The sequence below is a fragment of the Pseudomonas sp. TKO26 genome (assembly GCF_003225665.1).
GTDB lineage: Bacteria > Pseudomonadota > Gammaproteobacteria > Pseudomonadales > Pseudomonadaceae > Aquipseudomonas > Aquipseudomonas saponiphila.
This window is the reverse complement of sequence record NZ_QKLN01000004.1, coordinates 182,872-202,887: the sequence shown is the minus strand read 5'-3', so window position 1 is coordinate 202,887 and position 20,016 is coordinate 182,872. Positions and strand designations below refer to the sequence as shown.

Here is a 20,016-nt window from a genome sequence, read left to right as displayed (position 1 = left end):
GGCCACGGCCATTCATTAACATCTGAACCATATGACCTGTCAACTCGAAACGTGGTGGCCACAGGCGGCCCTGGCAGCCTTGTCGGCGGCCGGAAAACAGCCCGTCTGAAACAGGCAAGCAACCGGTCCGATCCGGTCAAACCGGCGCCCCGCAACCGGCCTACAGTCGTCCTCGCAACCTCCACGGCCGCCCTGCCCGGCGGCCCAGGCTCCCCCATAACGACAAACGAGGCCGACCATGCCCGAAGCCGCCCACGGTGAATTCTGGAAAGACCTGCAACCCATCGCCCACTGCTTCAAGCCCGACGCCAAGCCCGAGGTCTACCTGCCGGACGCCGCCAGCGACGACCTGAGCCTGTACGTGCCCTTCACCGCAACCGTGTCCTCGCGGCCCCTGTGGATTTCCCCCAGCGAGAACCGCTGGTGCGACATCCTCATGGCCCGCAGCGCCGGGCTGGTGAACCGCCATTACCACCCCCACGAAGTCTTCGCCTACACCCTGTCCGGCAAATGGGGCTACCTGGAACACGAATGGACCGCCCGCGCCGGGGATTTCGTCTACGAAACCCCGGGCGAAGGCCACACCCTGGTGGCCTATGAGCATGAACAACCGATGCGGGTGTTCTTCATCGTCAAGGGCCCGCTGATCTGGCTCGATGAACACGGCGAGCCCGACGGCTATTTCGACGTGCATTCCTACATCGCCCTGTGCCGCGAGCACTACGAAAAGATCGGCCTGGGCGCGGCCCATATCGACACCCTGTTTCGCTGACCTGCGCCGCTCACGCCTCCTCGGAGAACCACCATGGCTTATAAAAACAACAAGGCCGGTTACGAGAACACCTTGCTCGGGGTGCTGTTCCTGACCTTCGGCTTCGTCTTTTTCGATCGTCTGGCGCTGTCCTTCCTGTTCCCGTTCATGGCCGACGAACTGCAACTGAGCAACCGCCACCTGGGCATGCTGTCGTCGGTGCTGGCCCTGGCCTGGGCGCTGTCCGGGGCCCTGGTGGGCGCCTGGTCGGACCGCAGCGGCAGGCGCAAACCGCTGCTGATCGTTGCGGTGCTGCTGTTTTCCCTGTGCTCGGCCCTTTCCGGGCTGGTCACCGGTTTTCTCAGCCTGTTGCTGTTTCGCGCCATCATGGGCCTGGCGGAGGGGCCGATCCTGCCGCTCTCGCAATCGCTGATGGTGGAAGCCTCGTCGCCCCAGCGCCGGGGCCTGAACATGGGCCTGCTGCAAGGCTCGGCGGCCGGGCTACTGGGGGCGGTGATCGGCCCGCCGGTACTGATCGCCCTGGCCGAGGCCTATGGCTGGCGCCATGCCTTTATCGTCTCGCTGATTCCCGGCCTGCTGATCGCCCTGCTGATCTGGCGCTACGTGCACCCCGACCCTTCAGCGGCAGAGCCGCGGACGCACGCCGCGCCAGGCAACAACGGCGGACAGCGGCTGGCCCTGCTGAAAAGCCGCAATATCCTGCTCTGCACCCTGATCAGCTGCGTGTTCCTGACCTGGTTCATCATCCTCATCTCCTTTACCCCGACCTTCCTGGTCAAGGTCCGCGACTACAGCCCGGCCAGCATGGGCACGGTGATGAGCTGCCTGGGCGGCGCCTGGGTGCTCTGGGGCTTCGGCGTGCCGGCGATCTCCGACCGCCTCGGCAGGCGACCGACCCTGGTGCTGTTCTCGCTGATCGCCGCCTGCTGCCCGATCGCCCTGCTCTACGCCTCGTCACCCTGGATGCTCGGCGCTCTGATGCTGCTGACCTACACCGGCCTGGGCTGCTTCACCCTGTTCATGGCCACCATCCCGGCGGAAACCGTGCCCCGGGAAGTCATGGCCACCGCCCTGGGCATGATCATGGGCATCGGCGAATTGGTGGGCGGCTTCGTCGCCCCGACCATCGCCGGGTTCGCCGCCGACCGCCTCGGCCTGTCCATTGTCATGTGGATGTCTTGTGGCGGCGCCCTGCTGGCGGCGGTGCTGGCGCTGTTCCTCAAGGAAACCGCCCCGGCGGTGCTGGCCCGTCAACAACGCCGACAACCCAAGGGTTCTTCTGTCCTGCAAGGAAACCAGCCATGAAAGCATTGCGTTGGCACGCCGCCCGGGACCTGCGCCTGGGCCAGGTACAACTGCGCCAGCCCGGCCCCGGGGAAGTCCTGCTGCAGGTGGCCTACTGCGGTATCTGCGGCAGCGACCTGCACGAATACGCCGATGGGCCGCACTCGATTCCCCAACACGTGGCCCATCCGCTGTCCGGCTGCCAGGCGCCACTGACCCTGGGTCATGAGTTCTGCGGCCAGGTCGTGGCCCTGGGGCCCGGGGTCGAGCCGGGCCTGCTGGGACAGCGGGTGGCGGTGGAGCCGGAGTATCGCTGTGGCGAATGCCAGTACTGCCGCGTCGGCCAATACAACCTGTGCGAGTCCATGGGTTTTATCGGCCTGATGGGAGACGGCGGTTTTGCCGAGCAGGCGCTGGTGCCGGCCTACATGCTGCACCGCCTGCCGGACAGCGTCAGTTTCAAGCAGGCCGCCGTGCTGGAGCCAGCCGCGGTGGCCTGCCACGCCCTGAACCAGAGCGACCTGATCGCCGGCGACAGTTGCGTGGTGTTTGGCCTCGGGCCCATCGGTCTGCTGCTGGTGCTGCTGGCCCGGCTGCGGGGCGTGGAGCGGATCTACGCCGTGGACCTGGACCCCGGGCGTCGACGCCTGGCCCTGGAGTTCGGCGCCTCGGCCGCCCTGGACGGCGCCGACCCACAGTTGCCGGAGCGTCTGCGGCAACTGAGCGACGGCGGCTGCGACACGGCCTTCGAGGCTGCCGGCAGCCAGCAGACCCTGAGCCATGCCCTGCACTGCCTGCGCAAGGGCGGTGCAGTGGTATTGGTGGGCCTGATGGGCAGCGTGCAGTTCGACGCCTTCCACCTGCTGAACAACGAGCTGCGCCTGCTCAGCAGCGTCGGTTACCGCCATGTGTATCCAGAGCTGATCGAGCTGCTGGCCAGCGGACGCCTGGACCTGTCCCGGGTGGTGACCCGCTGCCTGGCCCTGGAGCAGGCGGTGGAACAAGGCTTTAAGGCGCTGTTGCAAGACAAGAGTCAGATCAAGGTGCTGGTCAACCCGACACCGGCCCTGGCCGAGGCCTGACCCATCGCTTTCAACACTCAAGACAAAAACAACAAGAAACGAGTACCCGACATGAATGTTTCCTATGCGCTGTGCCCGCTGCTGGCAGCCTTGCTGCTGCCCCTGGATTGCCTTGCCGATACGCCGCCCGAAACCCGCAGCGGCCCGCTCTCCGGCCTGGGCGACTATCTGGCCGACCGGGGCATCACGCCCCATGTGCAGTTTCTCAGCCTGGCGATGAAGAACCTCGACACCGGCCCCCGCCCCCACAGCTTCGGCAACAGCGGCGATCTGTTCGTCGGCGCCGATATCGACCTGGGAACCTTCGCCGGCCTGGACGGCGCGGCGCTGCATTTCGAGCAGACCCTGTTCATCCTCGACCAGCAGACCGGCGTACCCACCTCACGCAACTGGCAAGGCGCGGCCGGCAGCTACTTCGGCGGCGCGCCGATCCACAACGACCTCACCAGCCACCAGCTGAGCCTGCTGACCTACCAGCAGACCTGGCTCGACGGCCGGGTCGACCTGAGCCTGGGGCGGACCAACGCACGGCGCTACTTCTATATCTACAACTGCGAAAGCACCATCACCTGCAACGACCCGATCATCGACGCCTCCACCGGCATCCTGCCGCCGCCCTACGGCAGTTGGGGCGGCTACCTGAAGTACCAGCTGACGCCCCAGTGGTACGTGCACGGCGGCGCCTTCGAATCCAACCCGCAGGACTACCTCAAGGAGCGCAAGGGCCTGGATTTCAGTACCGACGACGCCAGCGGCACCAGCCTGCTGCTGGGCATCGGCAACCAGAACCAAGAGGCCTACAGCGCCCATTACGAGCTCAACGGCTACTACAACACCGCCAAGCAGGTGGACCCGCTGACCGGGGCCACGGCCTTCGGCAGCGGCGGCGCCTTCTTCAAGTTCCAGCAGGCGCTGTGGCGCGCCGACGCTGGCACCGGCACTGCGCCCCAGGCTCTGCTGCTGTTCGGTTCGCTGTCGGCGGCGGCTGACGACAAGCAGCCCTTCAGCCAGTTTGCCGAGGCCGGACTGACCTATCTGGCGCCCTTCGACCGCCCCCGGGACAAGCTCAACCTCAAGGCCAGCTACCTGCGCCTCAACGATCATCAACTGCGTTTCCAGCAGCAGACCCGCAGCGCCAACGGCGGCGACCCGCGCCTGGGCGAGCGCAATGTCTATGCCCTGGAAGCCAACGCCCATATCGCCCTGACCCGGCAACTGGCCCTGGAACCCAGCGTCCAGTACCTGATCAACCCGGACAACTTCTACAACCCCGAAGCCCGCGAGCTGAGCGGCAACGGCTTTGTCGTCGGCCTGCAAGTGACCCTCGACGTTGGCTCGCTGCTGGGGCTGTGAGATGGATTTCTGTGACTGCCCAAAGAGGTATCCCCATGACTGAACACACCACGCAAACCTTCGACTACATCGTGGTCGGCGCCGGCTCCGCCGGTTGCGTGCTGGCCAACCGGCTGTCCGCCGATCCCAAGGTCCAGGTGTGCCTGATCGAAGCCGGGCCCAGCGATCGCAGCCTGCTGCCGGCGGCCTATGTGCGCACACCGGCGGGGATCATCCGCCTGATCGCCAACCCGCGCTGGAACTGGATGCACAGGTTCTGCCCCCAGCCCAGCAGCGGCGAGGTGCCGATCCCCTGCCCCCGCGGCCGGGTCTGGGGCGGTTCCAGCGCGATCAACGGCATGATCTACATTCGCGGCCATCGCCAGGACTTCGACCGCTGGGCCGCGGCCGGCAACCAGGGCTGGAGCCATGACGAGCTTTTGCCCTACTTCAAGCGTTCGGAGCATTTCGAGCCGGGCGTCGAACCGGGCGACTCGCCCTGGCACGGCCGGCATGGCGAGCTCAACGTCGCCGCACAGCGCAGCCCGAGCCCGGTCAACCAGGTGTTCTATGAAGCGGCCACGGAACTGGGCTGGAGCTACAACCCGGACTTCAACGGCCCGGAACAGGAAGGCTTCGGACCCTTCCATGTCACCCAGATCAACGGCGAGCGCTGCAGCGCGGCCCGGGCCTTCCTGCACCCGATCCTGCAGCGGCCGAACCTGACCGTGCTGAGCAGCACCCTGACACACCGGGTGCTGCTGCAGGGCACCCGCGCCAGCGGCGTGGAGATCAGCCAGAACGGCGAGGTCCGGCAGTTGCAGGCGCGTCGGGAAGTGATCCTCTGCGCCGGGGCGATCAACTCGCCGCAGTTGCTGTTGCTGTCCGGCATCGGCCCGGCCGCGGAACTGGAGCGCCACGGCATCCTGGCGCGCCACCCGTTGCCAGGGGTCGGCCTCAACCTGCAGGACCACCAGGACATCGTGCTGATGTACCGCAGCGATCCCGAACTGGGTTACGGCCTCTCGCCCAGGGGCCTGCTGCCCCTGGCCCGTTCGCCCTGGCAATACCTGACCCGGCGCCAAGGCCCGCTGACGTCGAACACCGTGGAGTCCGGGGCCTTCTTGCGCCTTACGCCCGAAGACCCGGTGCCGGAGCTGGGGCTGATCGTCGCCCCGGCCCTGAAGAACCAGCCCCAGCGCCTGATTCCCGTGGGCCATGGCATCAGCCTGCACGTGGCGGTGATGCACCCGCACAGCCGAGGTCGGGTGCGCCTGAACTCCGCCGACCCGCACGACAAGCCGCTGATCGAGGCCAACTTCCTCAGCCACCCCGAGGACCTGCGCAAGCTGGTAGCCGGCTTGCGCCTGGTGCGCCAGCTGGCGGCAACCCGGGCCTTCTCCAAACGCTTGCGAGGCGAGCTGGTGCCCGGCCCGCAGGTGCAGAGCCAGGAGCAGATCGAACAGTGGATCCGCCAGCACCTGGGCACGGTGTTCCACCCGGTGGGCAGCTGCAAGATGGGCCACGACGAACTGGCGGTGGTCGACGATCAACTGCGGGTCCACGGCCTGCAGGGGCTGCGGGTGGCGGACGCCTCGATCATGCCGAGCCTGATCACCGGCAACACCAACGCGGCGGCGATCATGATCGGGGAAAAGGCCGCGGACCTATTGCTGGGTACGGCATTGGCGCAACCGAACAGCGTGCCTCAAGGCGCAACATGCACTTGAAGCCGGGGCTCAGGGGCGCTTCGGCGCCTCGGCACTCCAGAGTACCGGCCAGTTGTCGTAGCCCAGGCCACTGCAATTGGGCATGCGCCGGTAGTCGGTGAGCTGGAAGGCCAGGCCGTCGAAGTGCCAGCTGGCCATTTCACCGCAGTCGCCCATCCCCCGGCCCATGAGGAAACTGCTGAGCTCGCCGGTCTCGGGGTAATAATTGAGGCCCCCGGCATGGTCGACGCTGCCGTCCGGCAATGTCTGCATCTGCAGGGGTTGCAGCGCATAGGGCGCGGTGCGCGAGCGGCTGCTGATATCGAACAGGCAGATATAGGCGCCGCAGTCGGAAAACTCGACCACCAGCGCATGCTGCGCGGTCAGGGGATAGAGCTCGATCCTCGGCGGCATGACGTAGTCGTCGTCCTCTGCAGACTTGGGCGGCGGCAAGGTTTTCTGCACCGCTGCCCGCAGCCCGCTGCGCTCTCGGGCACTGAGGGGCGTCACCCCGGGATAGGGCCGCAATGCCTTGGCCGCCTGGACCCTGGGCACCGCACTTGCCCGCTGTTCGCCGGGTGCCGCCAGGGCGCTGACCGTGCCCAGGCGTTGCTGTACCTGATCCACCCGTTGCAGCAAATCCGGCAGCCCCTTGAGCAGCACCTGAGCCGGTTCCTCTCCCAGCAGTTCCAGCACCTGCGCGGTGCGCAGGCGCGCCAGCCATTGCCGGGCCAGCGCCTGATCGTCAACCCGGTAGTACTGTTGTTCACGGGTACTGTCGGGGGCCTCCGGCTCCTGCACCAACGCCGCCAGCAAGCCAGGCTCGAGCGGCTGGCCATCAAGGCGCAGGGCGGCCGGCTCGAAGGGTGCGCCCTGATGCTCCAGTTGCAGTTGCAGCTGGCCCTCGGGCCCGGCCTGGCTGCGGATCAACAGCGTCAGGTGGTTGACCTGCTCGGCAAAGGCGATGTTCGGCGCGTAGAGCAGTTGGCAGTCGCGGCGGTTGTCGCAGGCGCTGATCCAGCCCTCCTGCTGCAGCCACAGCGGCGTCAGCTCCGGCAGCTCCCGGGCCCGGCACGACGCGGCGCCAAGCACCAGCAGGGACAACACAACGGCACGCAGCATGACGACGCTCCTTGTCGGGCAAAGGCGCGGATTCTGCCATGGTCGCAAGGCTCCGAATACAGCCATTGGCGACGGCCTGAGCAAAGCCACGCGGCCCCCTCGGTCAACCCGGCCCTTACCGCTTTTCAGGGCCCGGGCGCCTCGGCCACAGGCGGGTTGGTCAACCCCTGGCGCGCCCGGTACTCACCCGGCGCGATCTTGGCGTAACGCTGGAAAAACCGGCTGAAATACGCCGGGTCCTTGAAGCCCAGCTGGTAGCAGATCTCGTTGATCGAGCTTCCGGTGAACAGCAGCAGGCGCTTGGATTCCTGCATCAACCGCTCATACACCAGGCGCTTGGACGGCAGGTCGGCGATGCGTCGGCAGACGTCGTTGAGCCGCGCTTCAGTGACGCCCAGGGCGCTGGCGTAGCGCGCCAGGGGCCAGTGCTCCAGGTAGCGGGCCTCGATCAGCTCGTTGAAGCGATGGAAGATCTGCAGGTCTTCGTGGCGTGCCGGGCGGGCCTTGAGGGAGTTGGCCGAGAGCCTGAGCAGGCTGATCATCAGCAGCCGGGTCAGGGCTTCCAGGGCCGGCTCGCGCCCGGCTCCCTGCCCCGCGATCTCCTGCTGCAACTCCTGGAACAGAGACTCCAGACGCCGTACTTCACTGGCGAATTCCGGCCCCAGCCGCGCCAGGGCCACACAGGCCGGCGGCAGCTGCGGCGCCGGGGCCAGTGCCGGGTCGGCGCCGATCAGTTCCCACACCAGTTGCTGACGCACGGTGAGCACATGGCCTTCGCTGTCGGCCTCGGTGACGAAGGCGTGGGGGATGGTCGGTGGCGTGAGAAAGAACATCGGCCCCGATTCCAGGTACTGCTGGTCGTCGAGGTAGACCCGCACCGCGCCGCTTTGCACGTAATGCACCTGAAAGAAGCGGTCGTGGCGGTGCACCGGCATGTTGCGACCGAAGAAGCCGGCCAGGTTGCTGAGCTTGTCGTAGTGCACCTGGGCATCGGCGTAACGCTGGTCGTAGACCTGGCCGATGTTGATGTTGGGAATCGGTTGACGTGGGTTCATGGCACCCCTCTGTTGTTATTTTTCAGCAGGCAAAGCCTTGGCATCCTGCGGGATTCGCCGCTGGCCCGCCACTTGGCCATGGAATCTGCAAGCTCGTCGCTTGACGATCGTTAACATATTAAATATAACGTTAATACATTAACGAACTCGACCCGCCAGCGGCAAGCCGCCACGGGAACCAACACCAGGAGAGCCCGATGAGCCGTGCACTGAACGATCACGCCGGCGGCACCCTGTTCGGCGTTGCGCTGAACTACCAGGGGTTGCTGAACAGCCATCTGCAAAGCTTCACCCAACCGCCCTACCAGAAGCCCCCGGTGAAACCGGTGCTGTTCATCAAGACCCCCAACACCCGCAACGACCATGAAGCACCGGTGGTGTTTCCCAAGGACGTCGAACGCCTGCAACCGGGCCCGGCCCTGGGGGTGGTGATCGGCAAGCGCGCCAGCCGGGTGCGCCTGGAAAACGCCCTGGAGCATGTCGCCGGCTACACCATCGTCAACGAATTCAGCCTGCCGGAAGACAGCTACTACCGCCCGGCGGTCAAGGCCAAGTGCCGCGACGGCTTCTGCGCCATCGGTCCGCAGTTGGTGCCGGCCACCGAGGTCAGCGATCCCCACGACCTGAGCCTGGAACTGTTCGTCAACGGCGAGCGGGTGCAGCACAACAGCACCGCCAACCTGGTGCGCAGCATTCCCCAGCTGATTGCCGAGATCAGCGAGTTCATGACCCTGCATGCCGGCGACGTACTGATCACCGGCACCCCCGAAGGCCGGGTCGATGTGCGCCCCGGCGACCGGGTCGAAGTGCAGATCAGCGGCCTGGGTCGCCTCGCCAACTCCATCGTTGCCGAATAAGGAACCGACATGAAACACGCGCGCATCCGTTATCAGGGCCAGGTCCACGACGCTCGGGTCACCGGCCCCAACACCCTGCAACTGGAAGACGGCCGGACCCTGGCCGAGGATCAGGTGCAGTGGCTGCCACCGGCCACCGGGACCATGTTCGCCCTGGGCCTGAACTACGCCGACCACGCCGCCGAACTGGCCTTCACGCCGCCCACCGAGCCTTTGGTGTTCATCAAGTCGCCGGGCACCTACACCGGCCACAACCAGGTGACCTGGCGCCCGGACAACGTCGCCTACATGCACTACGAGTGCGAGCTGGTAGCGGTGATCGGCAAGACCGCGCGCAACGTCAAGCGCGAGGACGCCCTGGAGTACGTGGCCGGCTACACCCTGTGCAACGACTACGCGATCCGCGACTACCTGGAGAACTACTACCGGCCCAACCTGCGGGTGAAGAACCGCGACGCCACCACCCCGGTGGGCCCGTGGATCATCGACGCCGCCGAGGTGCCCGAGCCCAACCGGCTGACCCTGCGCACCTGGGTCAACGGCGAGTTGCGCCAGCAAGGCAGCACCGCCGACATGATTTTCGATGTCCCCTACCTGATCGAGTACCTGTCCGGCTTCATGACCCTGCAACCGGGCGACATGATCGCCACCGGCACCCCCGAAGGCCTGTCCGACGTGGTGCCCGGCGATGAGGTGGTGGTGGAGATCGAAGGCATTGGCCGGCTGGCCAACCGCATCGTCAGCGAAAGCGAATTCTTCGCCCAGCACGCCCATACACAACCCACCACAGCGGCCAAGGAGCACGCATAAATGATCAAGCACTGGATCAACGGCCGCGAAGTCGAAAGCCGTGAAGTGTTCACCAACTACAACCCCGCCACCGGTGAAGCCATTGGCGAGGTGGCCAGCGGCGGCGGCGAGGAAATCGCCCAGGCGGTGGCGGCGGCCAAGGACGCCTTCCCGAAATGGGCCAATACCCCGGCATCGGTGCGCGCCCGGTTGATGCGCCGCCTGGGCGCGCTGATCGAGGAAAACGTGCCGCGCCTGGCGGAGCTGGAAACCCTGGACACCGGCCTGCCGATCCACCAGACCCGCAACGTGCTGATTCCCCGGGCCTCGCACAACTTCGATTTCTTCGCCGAGGTCTGCACCCGCATGGATGGCCACAGCTATCCGGTGGACGACCAGATGCTCAACTACACCCTGTACCAACCGGTGGGCGTCTGCGCCCTGGTGTCGCCGTGGAACGTGCCGTTCATGACCGCCACCTGGAAGACTGCGCCGTGCCTGGCCCTGGGCAACACCGCGGTGCTGAAGATGAGTGAACTGTCACCGCTGACCGCCAATGAGCTGGGCCGGCTGGCGCTGGAGGCCGGGATTCCCGCCGGGGTGCTGAACATCGTCCAGGGCTACGGCGCCACCGCCGGCGATGCCCTGGTGCGCCACCCGGACGTGCGGGCGATTTCCTTCACCGGTGGCACCGCCACCGGCAAGAAGATCATGCAGACCGCCGGCTTGAAGAAGTACTCCATGGAGCTGGGCGGCAAGTCGCCGGTGCTGATCTTCGAGGACGCCGACCTGGAGCGGGCCCTGGACGCCGCGCTGTTCACCATCTTTTCCCTGAACGGCGAGCGCTGCACCGCCGGCAGCCGGATCTTCATCCAGGAAAGCGTCTATCCGCAGTTCGTCAAGGCATTCGCCGAACGCGCCAAGCGCCTGATCGTCGGTGACCCGCAAGACCCCAAGACCCAGGTCGGCTCGATGATCACCCAGGCCCACTACGACAAGGTCACCGGCTACATCCGCATCGGCCTGGAAGAAGGCGCGACCCTGCTGGCCGGTGGCCTGGAACGCCCGGCCAACCTGCCGGCGCATCTGTCCCGCGGGCAGTTCATCCAGCCCACGGTGTTCGCCGACGTCGACAACCGGATGCGCATCGCCCAGGAGGAGATCTTCGGCCCGGTGGTGTGCCTGATCCCGTTCAAGGACGAGGCCCAAGCCCTGCAACTGGCCAACGACACCGAGTACGGCCTGGCCTCCTACATCTGGACCCAGGACATCGGCAAGGCCCATCGCCTGGCCCGGGGCATCGAGGCTGGGATGGTGTTCATCAACAGCCAGAACGTGCGCGACCTGCGCCAGCCCTTCGGCGGTGTCAAAGGCTCGGGCACCGGCCGCGAAGGCGGCGAGTACAGCTTCGAAGTGTTTGCCGAGATCAAGAACGTCTGCCTCTCCATGGGCAGCCATCACATCCCGCGCTGGGGCGTGTAAGGTTTAGCACCGTCCCGGATCACGCCAACAAGAAGATGTTTCAGGAGAAGCACCATGGGCGAAGTCGTCATGGCCGCCAAGGTCTGCCACGTTCCATCGATGTACCTGTCCGAACTGCCGGGCAAACACCACGGTTGCCGTGAGGCAGCCATTGCCGGGCACAAGGAAATTGCCCGCCGCGCAAGGGCCCTGGGGGCCGACACCGCGGTGGTGTTTGATGTGCACTGGCTGGTCAACAGCGGTTACCACATCAACTGTGGTGAAGCCTTCAACGGCACCTACACCAGCAACGAGCTGCCGCACTTCATCAAGAACATGACCTACGACTACCAGGGCTGCCCGGAGCTGGGGGAACTGATCGCCGCCGAGGCCAACGCCGCCGATGTGCGCACCCTGGCCCACAACATCCCCAGCCTGGAGCTGGAGTACGGCACCCTGGTGCCCATGCGCTACATGCACATGGACGTGCCCGCCGCCGAGCACTTTAAGGTGGTGTCGATCGCCGCCTGGTGCGCCTGGCACAAGCTGGAAGACAGCTTCACCTTCGGTGCCGCGGTGCGCCGGGCGATCGAAAAGAGCCAGCGCAAGGTCCTGGTGCTGGCGTCCGGCTCGCTGTCCCACCGTTTCTCCAACGACCGCGAAGCCGAGGCCAACATCCACAACTGGACCCGGGAATTCGACAAGCAGGTGGACCAGCGGGTGGTGGAACTGTGGCAGCAGGGACGCTTTCGCGAGTTCTGCGCCATGCTCCCGGACTACGCCAGAAGCTGCCATGGCGAGGGCGGCATGCACGACACGGCCATGCTCCTGGGGCTGTTGGGCGGGCCTGACTACAACCGCCCGGCCGAGATCGTCACGCCGCTGTTCGGCAGCTCCGGCACCGGCCAGATCAACGCCATCTTCTAGAAGCAGCGGCAAGTTTCCAGCCACAAGCTGCAAGACCACATCGACAGCAGCGGCAAGTCGCCAACCTACAGCCGCAAGAGAACCCTCTTGCAGCTTGTAGCTTGCCGCCTGCCGCTGCCTCCCAAGGAGGCTCCCGTGCCGCATTTCATCGCTGAATACACCGACAACATCGAACAGGCCGCCGATCTGCCCGGGCTGTTCGCCAAGGTTCATGACTACCTGGACGCCACTGGCGAGTTTCCCCTGGGCGGCATTCGCAGCCGCGGGGTGCGCCTGGACACCTGGCGCATGGCCGACGGCAAGCATGACTACGCCTTCGTCCATATGCGCCTGCAAGTGGGCGCCGGGCGCGACCTGGCCATCCGCCGCAAAGTCGCCAAGGGCCTGTTCGAGATCATCACCGCGCACTTCGCTGCGCTGCAGGCGCAGCGCTTGCTGGCGCTGTCGTTCGAGATGAGCGAGCTGGATGCCGAGTTGAACTTCAAGCTCAACAACGTGCATCAGTTTCTGCACGGACAGGGCTGAGCATTGTGCCGGCCCTTTCGCCGGCAAGCCGGCTCCTACACAACGCCCACGCAACCCGTAGGAGCTGGCTTGCCAGCGAACAGCCCCTCAAGCCTTGTGCCAGGCCTGAGCAAGCCGCCCCACACAAGAACAATAACGAGATCTGCCCATGTCCCATCCCGCAATCGCCGAAGCTCCTGTGGCCGAGGTCAACGACTGCTATCGCAAGATCACCTGGCGGCTGATGCCGCTGCTGTTCGTCTGCTACATCTTCGCCCACCTGGACCGCATCAATATCGGCTTCGCCAAGCTGCAGATGACCCAGGACCTGGGCTTCAGCGACAGCGTCTACGGCCTCGGCGCCGGGCTGTTCTTCGTTGCCTATGCGCTGTTCGGGGTGCCCAGCAACCTGGCCCTGGAGCGGGTCGGCCCGCGGCGCTGGATCGCCCTGCTGATGCTGGTCTGGGGCCTGCTGTCCAGCGCCCTGATGCTGGTGGACAGCGCCTGGGGCTTCTACGTGCTGCGCTTTCTGCTGGGGGTCGCCGAGGCGGGGTTCTTCCCCGGCATCCTGGTGCTGCTCAACCGCTGGTTCCCGGCCAGCCGCCGGGGGCAGGTCACCGCGCTGTTCGCCATCGCCGTGCCCATGGCCGGGGTGATTGGCGGGCCCCTGTCGGGGTGGATCCTGGAAAGCTTCCACGACTTCGGTGGCCTGCGCGGCTGGCAGTGGATGTTCCTCATCGAAGGCCTGCCGGTGGTGCTGCTGGGGCTGGTGGTGCTCAAGGCGCTGCCGGAAAGCATCGAACGAGTGGACTGGCTGAGCCCGGCGCAGAAAACCCGGCTGCTGCAGGCGCTGCAGCAGGAAGAACAGCGCAAATCGATCACCCGCTTCAGCGGCATCCTCAGGGAGCGCCATGTCTGGCTGCTGGTGTGCATCTACTTCGCGGTGATGCTGGCGGTGAACACCATCGCCTTCTGGATGCCGACCCTGATCCATCACGCCGGCATCGCCCGGGACAGCAATGTCGGCCTGCTCAGTGCCCTGCCCTACCTGGCCGGCTGCCTGTTCATGCTGGGCATCGGCCGCTCCTCGGACCGCCTGCGCGAGCGCCGCTGGCATCTGGCGATACCGCTGCTGATGTCCAGCCTCGGCCTGATCCTCACCGGGCTGGCCCCAAGCGATCCGTGGCTGGTGATGTTCGGCCTGCTGGTGGCGGGCATGGGCGCCAGTGCCGCGCTGCCGATGTTCTGGCAACTGCCGCCGGCCTTTCTGGCCAGCAGCACCCAGGCCGCGGGCATTGCCCTGATCAGTTCCTTCGGCAGTGTCGCCGCCTTCCTCGCGCCCTACCTGATCGGCGTGGTGCGCGACGCCACCCAGAGCGCCAGCCTGGCCCTCTACGCTCTGGCCCTGCTGATCGCCCTCGGCGCCTGGCTGGTGCTGCGGGTGCCGGCCCATATCGTCAACCCTCGGGAGAAATAACCATGCTCAGCCCCTCGAATATCCAAGAGGCCGCCGCGCGCCTCAATGCCGCCGAACGCAGCCGCGAGCAGATCGGCCAGTTGTCCCTGCAATACCCCGACATCAGCATCGAGGATGCCTACGCCATCCAGCGCAGCTGGGTGCAGCAGAAGATCCGCGATGGCCGCAAGCTGGTGGGCCACAAGATCGGCCTGACCTCGCGGGCGATGCAGGTGTCGTCGAATATCACCGAGCCGGATTTCGGCGCTCTGCTGGACGACATGCTGTTCGATGAAGGCACGGACATTCCCTTCCAGCGCTTTATCGTGCCGCGGGTCGAGGTGGAGCTGGCGTTCATCCTCGGCAAGCCGTTGAAAGGCCCTCACTGCACCCTGTTCGATGTGCTGGACGCCACCGACTGGGTGATCCCGGCCCTGGAAATCATCGACGCGCGCATCCAGCAGGTGGACCCGCAGACCCAGGCCACGCGCAAGGTCTTCGACACCATTTCCGACAACGCCGCCAACGCCGGGGTGGTGATGGGCGGCCGCGCCGTGCGCCCGGGGGATGTGGACCTGCGCAAGGTGCCGGCGGTGCTCTACCGCAACGGCGTGATCGAGGAATCCGGGGTGTCCGCCGCGGTGCTCAATCACCCGGCCAAGGGCGTGGCCTGGCTGGCCAACAAGCTGGCAGCCCATGACGTCGGCCTGGAGGCCGGGCAGATCATTCTCGGCGGCTCCTTTACCCGCCCGGTGGCCGCCCGTCCCGGGGATGTTTTCCATGTGGACTACGATCAGTTGGGCAGCATTGCCTGCCGTTTTGTCTGAGGAGACTGCCATGGACATGCCGTTGAACCTGTTCAAGCAACGCCTGCAACACAGCGAACCGCAGATCGGCCTGTGGCTGGGGCTGGCGGACGGCTACTGCGCCGAGCTGGCGGCCAATGCCGGTTTCGACTGGCTGCTGCTGGACGGCGAACACGCCCCCAACGACCTGCGCAGCCTGCTGGCGCAGTTGCAGGCCATCGCGCCCTACGCAGCCCAGGGCATCATCCGCCCACCGATTGGCGACACCGCGCTGATCAAGCAACTGCTGGACATCGGCGCCCAGACCCTGCTGATCCCCATGGTCGAAAGCGCCGAGCAGGCGCGCCAGCTGGTGCGCGCCATGCACTATCCGCCGCTGGGGGTACGGGGCGTGGGCAGCGCCCTGGCCCGGGCGTCGCGCTGGAACAGCATCGCCGACTACCTGGAACGGGCCGATGAACAAATGTGCCTGCTGGTGCAGGTCGAGAACCTCGAAGGCCTGGGCAACCTGGATGAGATCCTCGCGGTGGAAGGCGTCGATGGCGTGTTCATCGGCCCGGCGGACCTGTCCGCGGCCATGGGCCATCGGGGCAACCCCGGGCACCCCGAGGTGGTGGCGACCATCGAGGACGCCATCGTGCGCATACGCCGGGCGGGCAAGGCCGCAGGGATTCTCAGCGCCGATCAGCGCCTGGCCCGGCGCTGCATCGAACTGGGGGCCAACTTCGTCGCCGTGGGGGTGGATACCACGGTGTTGATGAAGGGCTTGCAGAGCCTGGTCGGGCAGTACAAGACCCTGGATGCCCCCACCCGTGACGGCGGGGTCTACTGACAGGCGCTGGCCGTAGGAGCCGGCTTGCCGGCGAAGGCGTTGTCGCGGCGCGGGGTGTTTAGCGGTGGGGATTGCCAAGGCGCCAGAGGCGGGCGATGTCGGTCGCGCGTTCGCGCAGCAGGCGCGGAGCTTCGCGGCAGGCCTGCTCCAGGCTCATGGGGCCGCTGGTCAAGGCGAAGGCCGCGTCCACGCCGTGGGCGTACATCTGCTGGTAACCCTCGCCCAGGGTGCCGGCCAGCACGATCACCGGAACGCCCTGCGCCCGGGCGATCCGCGCCACACCGAACGGAGTCTTGCCACGCAAGGTCTGGGCGTCGAAACGCCCTTCGCCGGTGATCACCAGATCGGCGCCCTGCATGGCCTGTTCCAGGCCCACCAGTTCCGCCACCACTTCCACGCCCGGGCGAAACTGTGCGCCCAGAAAGGCCTTGGCGGCAAACCCCAGGCCGCCAGCCGCACCGCTGCCGGGTTCGTCACGCACGTCCTTGGCCAGCACCTCGGCGCAGCGCTGGGCAAAATGCCCCAGGGCCTGGTCCAACTGCTGCACCTGCTGCGCTGATGCGCCTTTCTGCGGGCCGAAGATCGCTGATGCGCCCTGTTCGCCGCACAGCGGGTTGTTGACGTCGGCGGCGATTTCAAAACGCACCCGGGCCAGGCGCGGGTCCAGGCTTTCCAGCTCGATGGCGGCGAGGTCGGCCAGGGCCAGGCCGCCACGGGGCAGCATCCGCCCCTGCTGATCCAGCAACTTCACGCCCAGGGCCTGCAGGGCCCCGGCACCGCCGTCGTTGGTGGCGCTGCCGCCGATGGCCAGGATGATGCGTTGGGCGCCAGCATCCAGCGCGGCCAGGATCAGCTCCCCCGTCCCGAAGGTGCTGCTGTTGCAGGCATCGCGCTGGTCCAGCGCCAGCAATTGCAGGCCGCTGGCCTCGGCCATTTCGATGATCGCCGTGTGACTCTGGGGCAACCAGCCCCAGCGCGCTTCGACCGTCGCCCCCAGCGGCCCCTGGACCGGATGGCGGCGCAGTTGCCCGTCGCAGGCGGCGAGAATCGATTCCACCGTGCCCTCGCCACCGTCAGCCATCGGGCACTGACGCAGTTCGGCGTCGGGCCAGACCTCGGCCAGACCCTGGGCAATGGCCTGGGCCACGCCTGCGGCACTCAGGCTGTCCTTGAACGAGTCGGGGGCGATGATGATCTTCATGGGGTGTTCTCCGGTTCTTGTGCCGCCATGCTGCCACTTGGCGCCGGCGCTGACCCCGGGCCGCTGCACAAGTCCGAGGGCGCTTTATTGTTCATTGCTACAACCACGCAACCTCGCCTAGCGTTGCAACCGCTGCCGCAGGCGGCGAACGGGCGCGAGGGCCTTGAAGGCGATACAGGTTTGGCTGGAAATTGCCGCAGCCTCGCGCAGGCGAGGTAGCGGTTACAGGGGGGCCTGTGGAGCCGTGTCATGGGGCAGCAATTGCACCCCCAGATAAAGCGCCAGCATGCCGTCCAGGCGCAAGGGGTCGACGCCGCTAAGCTCGGCGATGCGCTCCATGCGGTAGCGCAGGCTGTTGCGATGGATGCCCAGGGCGTCGGCACAGGCCTGGCTCTGGCCGTCGTGCTCGCACCAACTGCGCAGGGTCGCCAGCAGCTGGCCATTGCTGTCCTTGGCCAGGACCTTGCGCAAAGGCGTCAGCAGTTCGTCCAGGGCATCGTCGTTGCGGTGGCGCCAGAGCATCACCGGCAGGCGGTAGCGGTTGAGGGTCAGCAGCCGCGAGTCCGGCAGGATGTCGCGGCCGTAGGCCAGCAGGTCGCCGACTCGACGGTAGCAACGGCGCAGGCCAGCCAGGCCATCGGCCTGCCCGCCGACGGCGACCCGCAGGATGTTCCAGCCCTGGGCGTCGAGTTTTTCCAGCAGCCGCGGGTTGTCCAGGCTGAGGCTCGCCGGGCGACACCAGAGCAGCGAGGTCTTCGACGAACTGACGCACCAGCTGTCCGGGTAACGGCTCATCAGCCAACTGCTCAGGGTTTCGACGCCCTGCCCCGCGGCCTGCTCCAGGCCCAGTTCGAACAGGTAAGGCGTGCGCGCCAGTTGCGGCTTGAGGCCCATCTGCCGGGCCTCGTCCACCAGCCGCGGCGAGTCGCCGCCATCGCTCAGGAGCAGGGCCAGCAAGTCGTCGCAACGCTGGCGCCGCCATTGCTGCTCGGCCTGCTGGTGACGCTGGCCCACCAGCATCTCGGCGGTCATGCGCACCAGTTCGGCGTAGGTACGCAGCAAGGCCGGATCACCAGTGATGCCCAGCACTCCGATCAGCCGCTGGTCATGCAGCAGCGGCAGGTTGATTCCCGGTTGCACGCCCTTGAGCTGGCGCGCGGTGGGCTCGTCGATCTCCACCACCCGGCCGTTGGCCAGCACCAGTTGCGCGCCCTCATGCCGGGTATTGATGCGTTCCGGCTCGCCGCTGCCGAGGATCAGGCCCTGACTGTCCATGACATTGACGTTGTAGGGCAGGATGGCCATCGCGCGGTCGACGATGTCCTGCGCCAGGTCATGATCGAGTTCGAACATAGGGGAAAGATCCTTGGGCATTGTTCAGTGGCACAGGGGCCGTGGCCAATCGCTGTGCGCCGGCACAAAGACAGCGACCGTGGCGTGACCGAGACTCTCGGGGCGGTCAACGTTACCCTTGCACCGCGAAAAATCATAATAAAGAGAGACACACCATGTCACAGAGCGCCGCTGTCCCACTGGCCCAGGCTGACGACAAGAACGCCGTCTACAAGCGCATCACCCTGCGCCTGATCCCCTTCATCTTCGTCTGCTACCTGTTCAACTACCTCGACCGGGTCAACGTCGGCTTTGCCAAGCTGCAGATGCTCGACGCCCTGAAGTTCAGCGAAACGGTCTACGGCCTGGGGGCCGGGATCTTCTTCATCGGCTACGTGCTGTGCGGCGTGCCGAGCAACCTGGCGCTGAACCGGTTCGGCCCGCGGCGCTGGATCGCGCTGATGATGATCACCTGGGGCACCTTGTCCACCTGCCTGCTGTTCGTCACCACGCCGACCCAGTTCTATACCCTGCGCCTGTTCACCGGGGCCGCCGAAGCCGGCTTCTTCCCCGGGGTGGTGTTGTACCTCTCGCAGTGGTTCCCGACCTTCCGCCGGGGCCGGATCATGGCCCTGTTCATGTCGGCGATCCCGGTGTCCGGCTTGCTCGGCAGCCCGTTTTCCGGCTGGATCCTCAACCATTTCGCCGCCGGGCAAGGCGGTCTTGCCGGCTGGCAGTGGATGTTCCTGCTGCAGGGCATTCCCACGGTGGTCCTGGGCGCCCTGGCGTTTTTCCTGCTCAGCGACAGCTTCGCCCACGCCCAGTGGCTGACACCCGCTGAACGCGCAGTGCTGGCCGCCGACCAGGCCAGCGACGCCGCCAACCAGCCGAAAACCGCCAGCGACTCCCTGGCTGCGGTGTTCAAGAACCCGGCGATCTGGGCCTTCGGCCTGATCTACTTCTGCATCCAGAGCGGGGTCTACGCGATCAACTTCTGGCTGCCGTCGATCATCAAGAACCTGGGTTTTGCCGACAATCTGGTGATCGGCTGGCTGAGTGCGATCCCCTACCTGCTGGCGGCGCTGTTCATGCTGCTGGTGGGGCGCTCGGCGGACTTGCGCAAGGAGCGCCGCTGGCACCTTGTCGTGCCGATGCTGATGGGCGCCGCGGGCCTGCTGATCGCGGTGAACTTCGCCGCCAACCCGGCCCTGGCCATCTTCGGCCTGACCCTCGCCACCATGGGCGCCCTCACCGGCCTGCCGATGTTCTGGCCAGTGCCCACCGCCCTGCTCAGTGCCGGCGCGGCGGCCGGAGGTCTGGCGTTGATCAACTCCATGGGGCAGATGGCCGGCTTTCTCAGCCCCTACCTGGTCGGCTGGGTCAAGGACAGCACCGGTTCCACCGACGCGGCGCTGTACCTGCTGGCGGCGGTGATTGTCGGCGGTAGCCTGCTGGCGCTGCGCATGACCCGTACCCTCAACCGCTGAGCCTGCGG

Annotated in this window: 18 protein-coding genes; 14 read left to right on the top strand and 4 right to left on the bottom strand. The window is 66.4% G+C overall.

Translation table 11 applies throughout. The annotated features are described in order from the left end of the window. The first annotated feature begins 238 nt into the window (after positions 1 to 238). Genes DNK59_RS08080 through DNK59_RS08060 form a run of 5 tightly spaced genes read left to right on the top strand, consistent with a single transcriptional unit; the run spans position 239 to position 6,200 of the window. Complete coding sequence (locus DNK59_RS08080; RefSeq protein ID WP_092314276.1) at positions 239 to 772, top strand: 2,4'-dihydroxyacetophenone dioxygenase family protein; 534 nt, start codon at positions 239 to 241, stop codon at positions 770 to 772. A 33-nt stretch (positions 773 to 805) separates the two neighbouring features. Further along, entirely contained in the window at positions 806 to 2,077 is a 1,272-nt protein-coding gene (locus tag DNK59_RS08075) for an MFS transporter (protein WP_110722856.1), read from the top strand. Then, positions 2,074 to 3,138, top strand: coding sequence for a 2,3-butanediol dehydrogenase (locus DNK59_RS08070; protein ID WP_110722855.1), 1,065 nt, complete (start codon positions 2,074 to 2,076; stop codon positions 3,136 to 3,138). The genes DNK59_RS08075 and DNK59_RS08070 overlap by 4 nt, the downstream gene beginning before the upstream one ends. A 51-nt stretch (positions 3,139 to 3,189) precedes the next feature. After that, positions 3,190 to 4,491 (top strand): carbohydrate porin, encoded by a 1,302-nt coding sequence (locus tag DNK59_RS08065; RefSeq protein ID WP_110722854.1) that lies wholly within the window; start codon positions 3,190 to 3,192, stop codon positions 4,489 to 4,491. 35 nt (positions 4,492 to 4,526) lie between these two features. Then, entirely contained in the window at positions 4,527 to 6,200 is a 1,674-nt protein-coding gene (locus DNK59_RS08060) for a GMC family oxidoreductase (RefSeq protein WP_110722853.1), read from the top strand. Positions 6,201 to 6,209: 9 nt separating this feature from the next. On the opposite strand, the gene DNK59_RS08055 is transcribed toward DNK59_RS08060, so the two are convergent. Both DNK59_RS08055 and hpaA read right to left on the bottom strand, forming a co-directional pair. Next, on the bottom strand, positions 6,210 to 7,301 hold the full coding sequence (locus tag DNK59_RS08055) for a DUF1176 domain-containing protein (RefSeq protein WP_110722852.1): 1,092 nt from the start codon (positions 7,299 to 7,301) through the stop codon (positions 6,210 to 6,212). Between the two features lie 125 nt (positions 7,302 to 7,426). Further along, positions 7,427 to 8,356, bottom strand: coding sequence for a 4-hydroxyphenylacetate catabolism regulatory protein HpaA (gene hpaA, locus DNK59_RS08050; protein WP_110722851.1), 930 nt, complete (start codon positions 8,354 to 8,356; stop codon positions 7,427 to 7,429). Between the two features lie 197 nt (positions 8,357 to 8,553). Between hpaA and DNK59_RS08045 the strand changes: the two genes are divergently transcribed. The 8 genes from DNK59_RS08045 (at position 8,554) to hpaI (ending at position 15,988) form a co-directional block, all read left to right on the top strand. Further along, complete coding sequence (locus DNK59_RS08045; RefSeq protein ID WP_110722850.1) at positions 8,554 to 9,213, top strand: fumarylacetoacetate hydrolase family protein; 660 nt, start codon at positions 8,554 to 8,556, stop codon at positions 9,211 to 9,213. Between the two features lie 9 nt (positions 9,214 to 9,222). Then, entirely contained in the window at positions 9,223 to 10,023 is an 801-nt protein-coding gene (locus DNK59_RS08040) for a fumarylacetoacetate hydrolase family protein (RefSeq protein WP_110722849.1), read from the top strand. Further along, a complete protein-coding gene (hpaE, locus tag DNK59_RS08035) occupies positions 10,024 to 11,484 on the top strand; it encodes a 5-carboxymethyl-2-hydroxymuconate semialdehyde dehydrogenase (RefSeq protein ID WP_110722848.1) in 1,461 nt (486 codons plus the stop codon). Between the two features lie 54 nt (positions 11,485 to 11,538). Further along, on the top strand, positions 11,539 to 12,390 hold the full coding sequence (gene hpaD / locus DNK59_RS08030; protein WP_110722847.1) for a 3,4-dihydroxyphenylacetate 2,3-dioxygenase: 852 nt from the start codon (positions 11,539 to 11,541) through the stop codon (positions 12,388 to 12,390). A gap of 135 nt (positions 12,391 to 12,525) precedes the next feature. Then, on the top strand, positions 12,526 to 12,915 hold the full coding sequence (locus tag DNK59_RS08025; protein ID WP_092314254.1) for a 5-carboxymethyl-2-hydroxymuconate Delta-isomerase: 390 nt from the start codon (positions 12,526 to 12,528) through the stop codon (positions 12,913 to 12,915). Between the two features lie 148 nt (positions 12,916 to 13,063). Beyond that, entirely contained in the window at positions 13,064 to 14,371 is a 1,308-nt protein-coding gene (locus tag DNK59_RS08020; protein ID WP_092314252.1) for an MFS transporter, read from the top strand. A gap of 2 nt (positions 14,372 to 14,373) precedes the next feature. Next, a complete protein-coding gene (gene hpaH / locus DNK59_RS08015) occupies positions 14,374 to 15,177 on the top strand; it encodes a 2-oxo-hept-4-ene-1,7-dioate hydratase (RefSeq protein WP_110722846.1) in 804 nt (267 codons plus the stop codon). A gap of 10 nt (positions 15,178 to 15,187) precedes the next feature. Then, on the top strand, positions 15,188 to 15,988 hold the full coding sequence (gene hpaI, locus DNK59_RS08010) for a 4-hydroxy-2-oxoheptanedioate aldolase (protein ID WP_110722845.1): 801 nt from the start codon (positions 15,188 to 15,190) through the stop codon (positions 15,986 to 15,988). Positions 15,989 to 16,046: 58 nt separating this feature from the next. On the opposite strand, the gene DNK59_RS08005 is transcribed toward hpaI, so the two are convergent. After that, a complete protein-coding gene (locus DNK59_RS08005; protein WP_110722844.1) occupies positions 16,047 to 17,189 on the bottom strand; it encodes a glycerate kinase in 1,143 nt (380 codons plus the stop codon). A gap of 222 nt (positions 17,190 to 17,411) precedes the next feature. Beyond that, entirely contained in the window at positions 17,412 to 18,542 is a 1,131-nt protein-coding gene (locus tag DNK59_RS08000) for a sugar diacid recognition domain-containing protein (protein ID WP_110722843.1), read from the bottom strand. Positions 18,543 to 18,697: 155 nt separating this feature from the next. Here DNK59_RS08000 and DNK59_RS07995 point away from each other — a divergent pair, with 155 nt between their 5' ends. Next, entirely contained in the window at positions 18,698 to 20,008 is a 1,311-nt protein-coding gene (locus DNK59_RS07995) for an MFS transporter (protein ID WP_092314242.1), read from the top strand. Positions 20,009 to 20,016 lie beyond the last annotated feature (8 nt).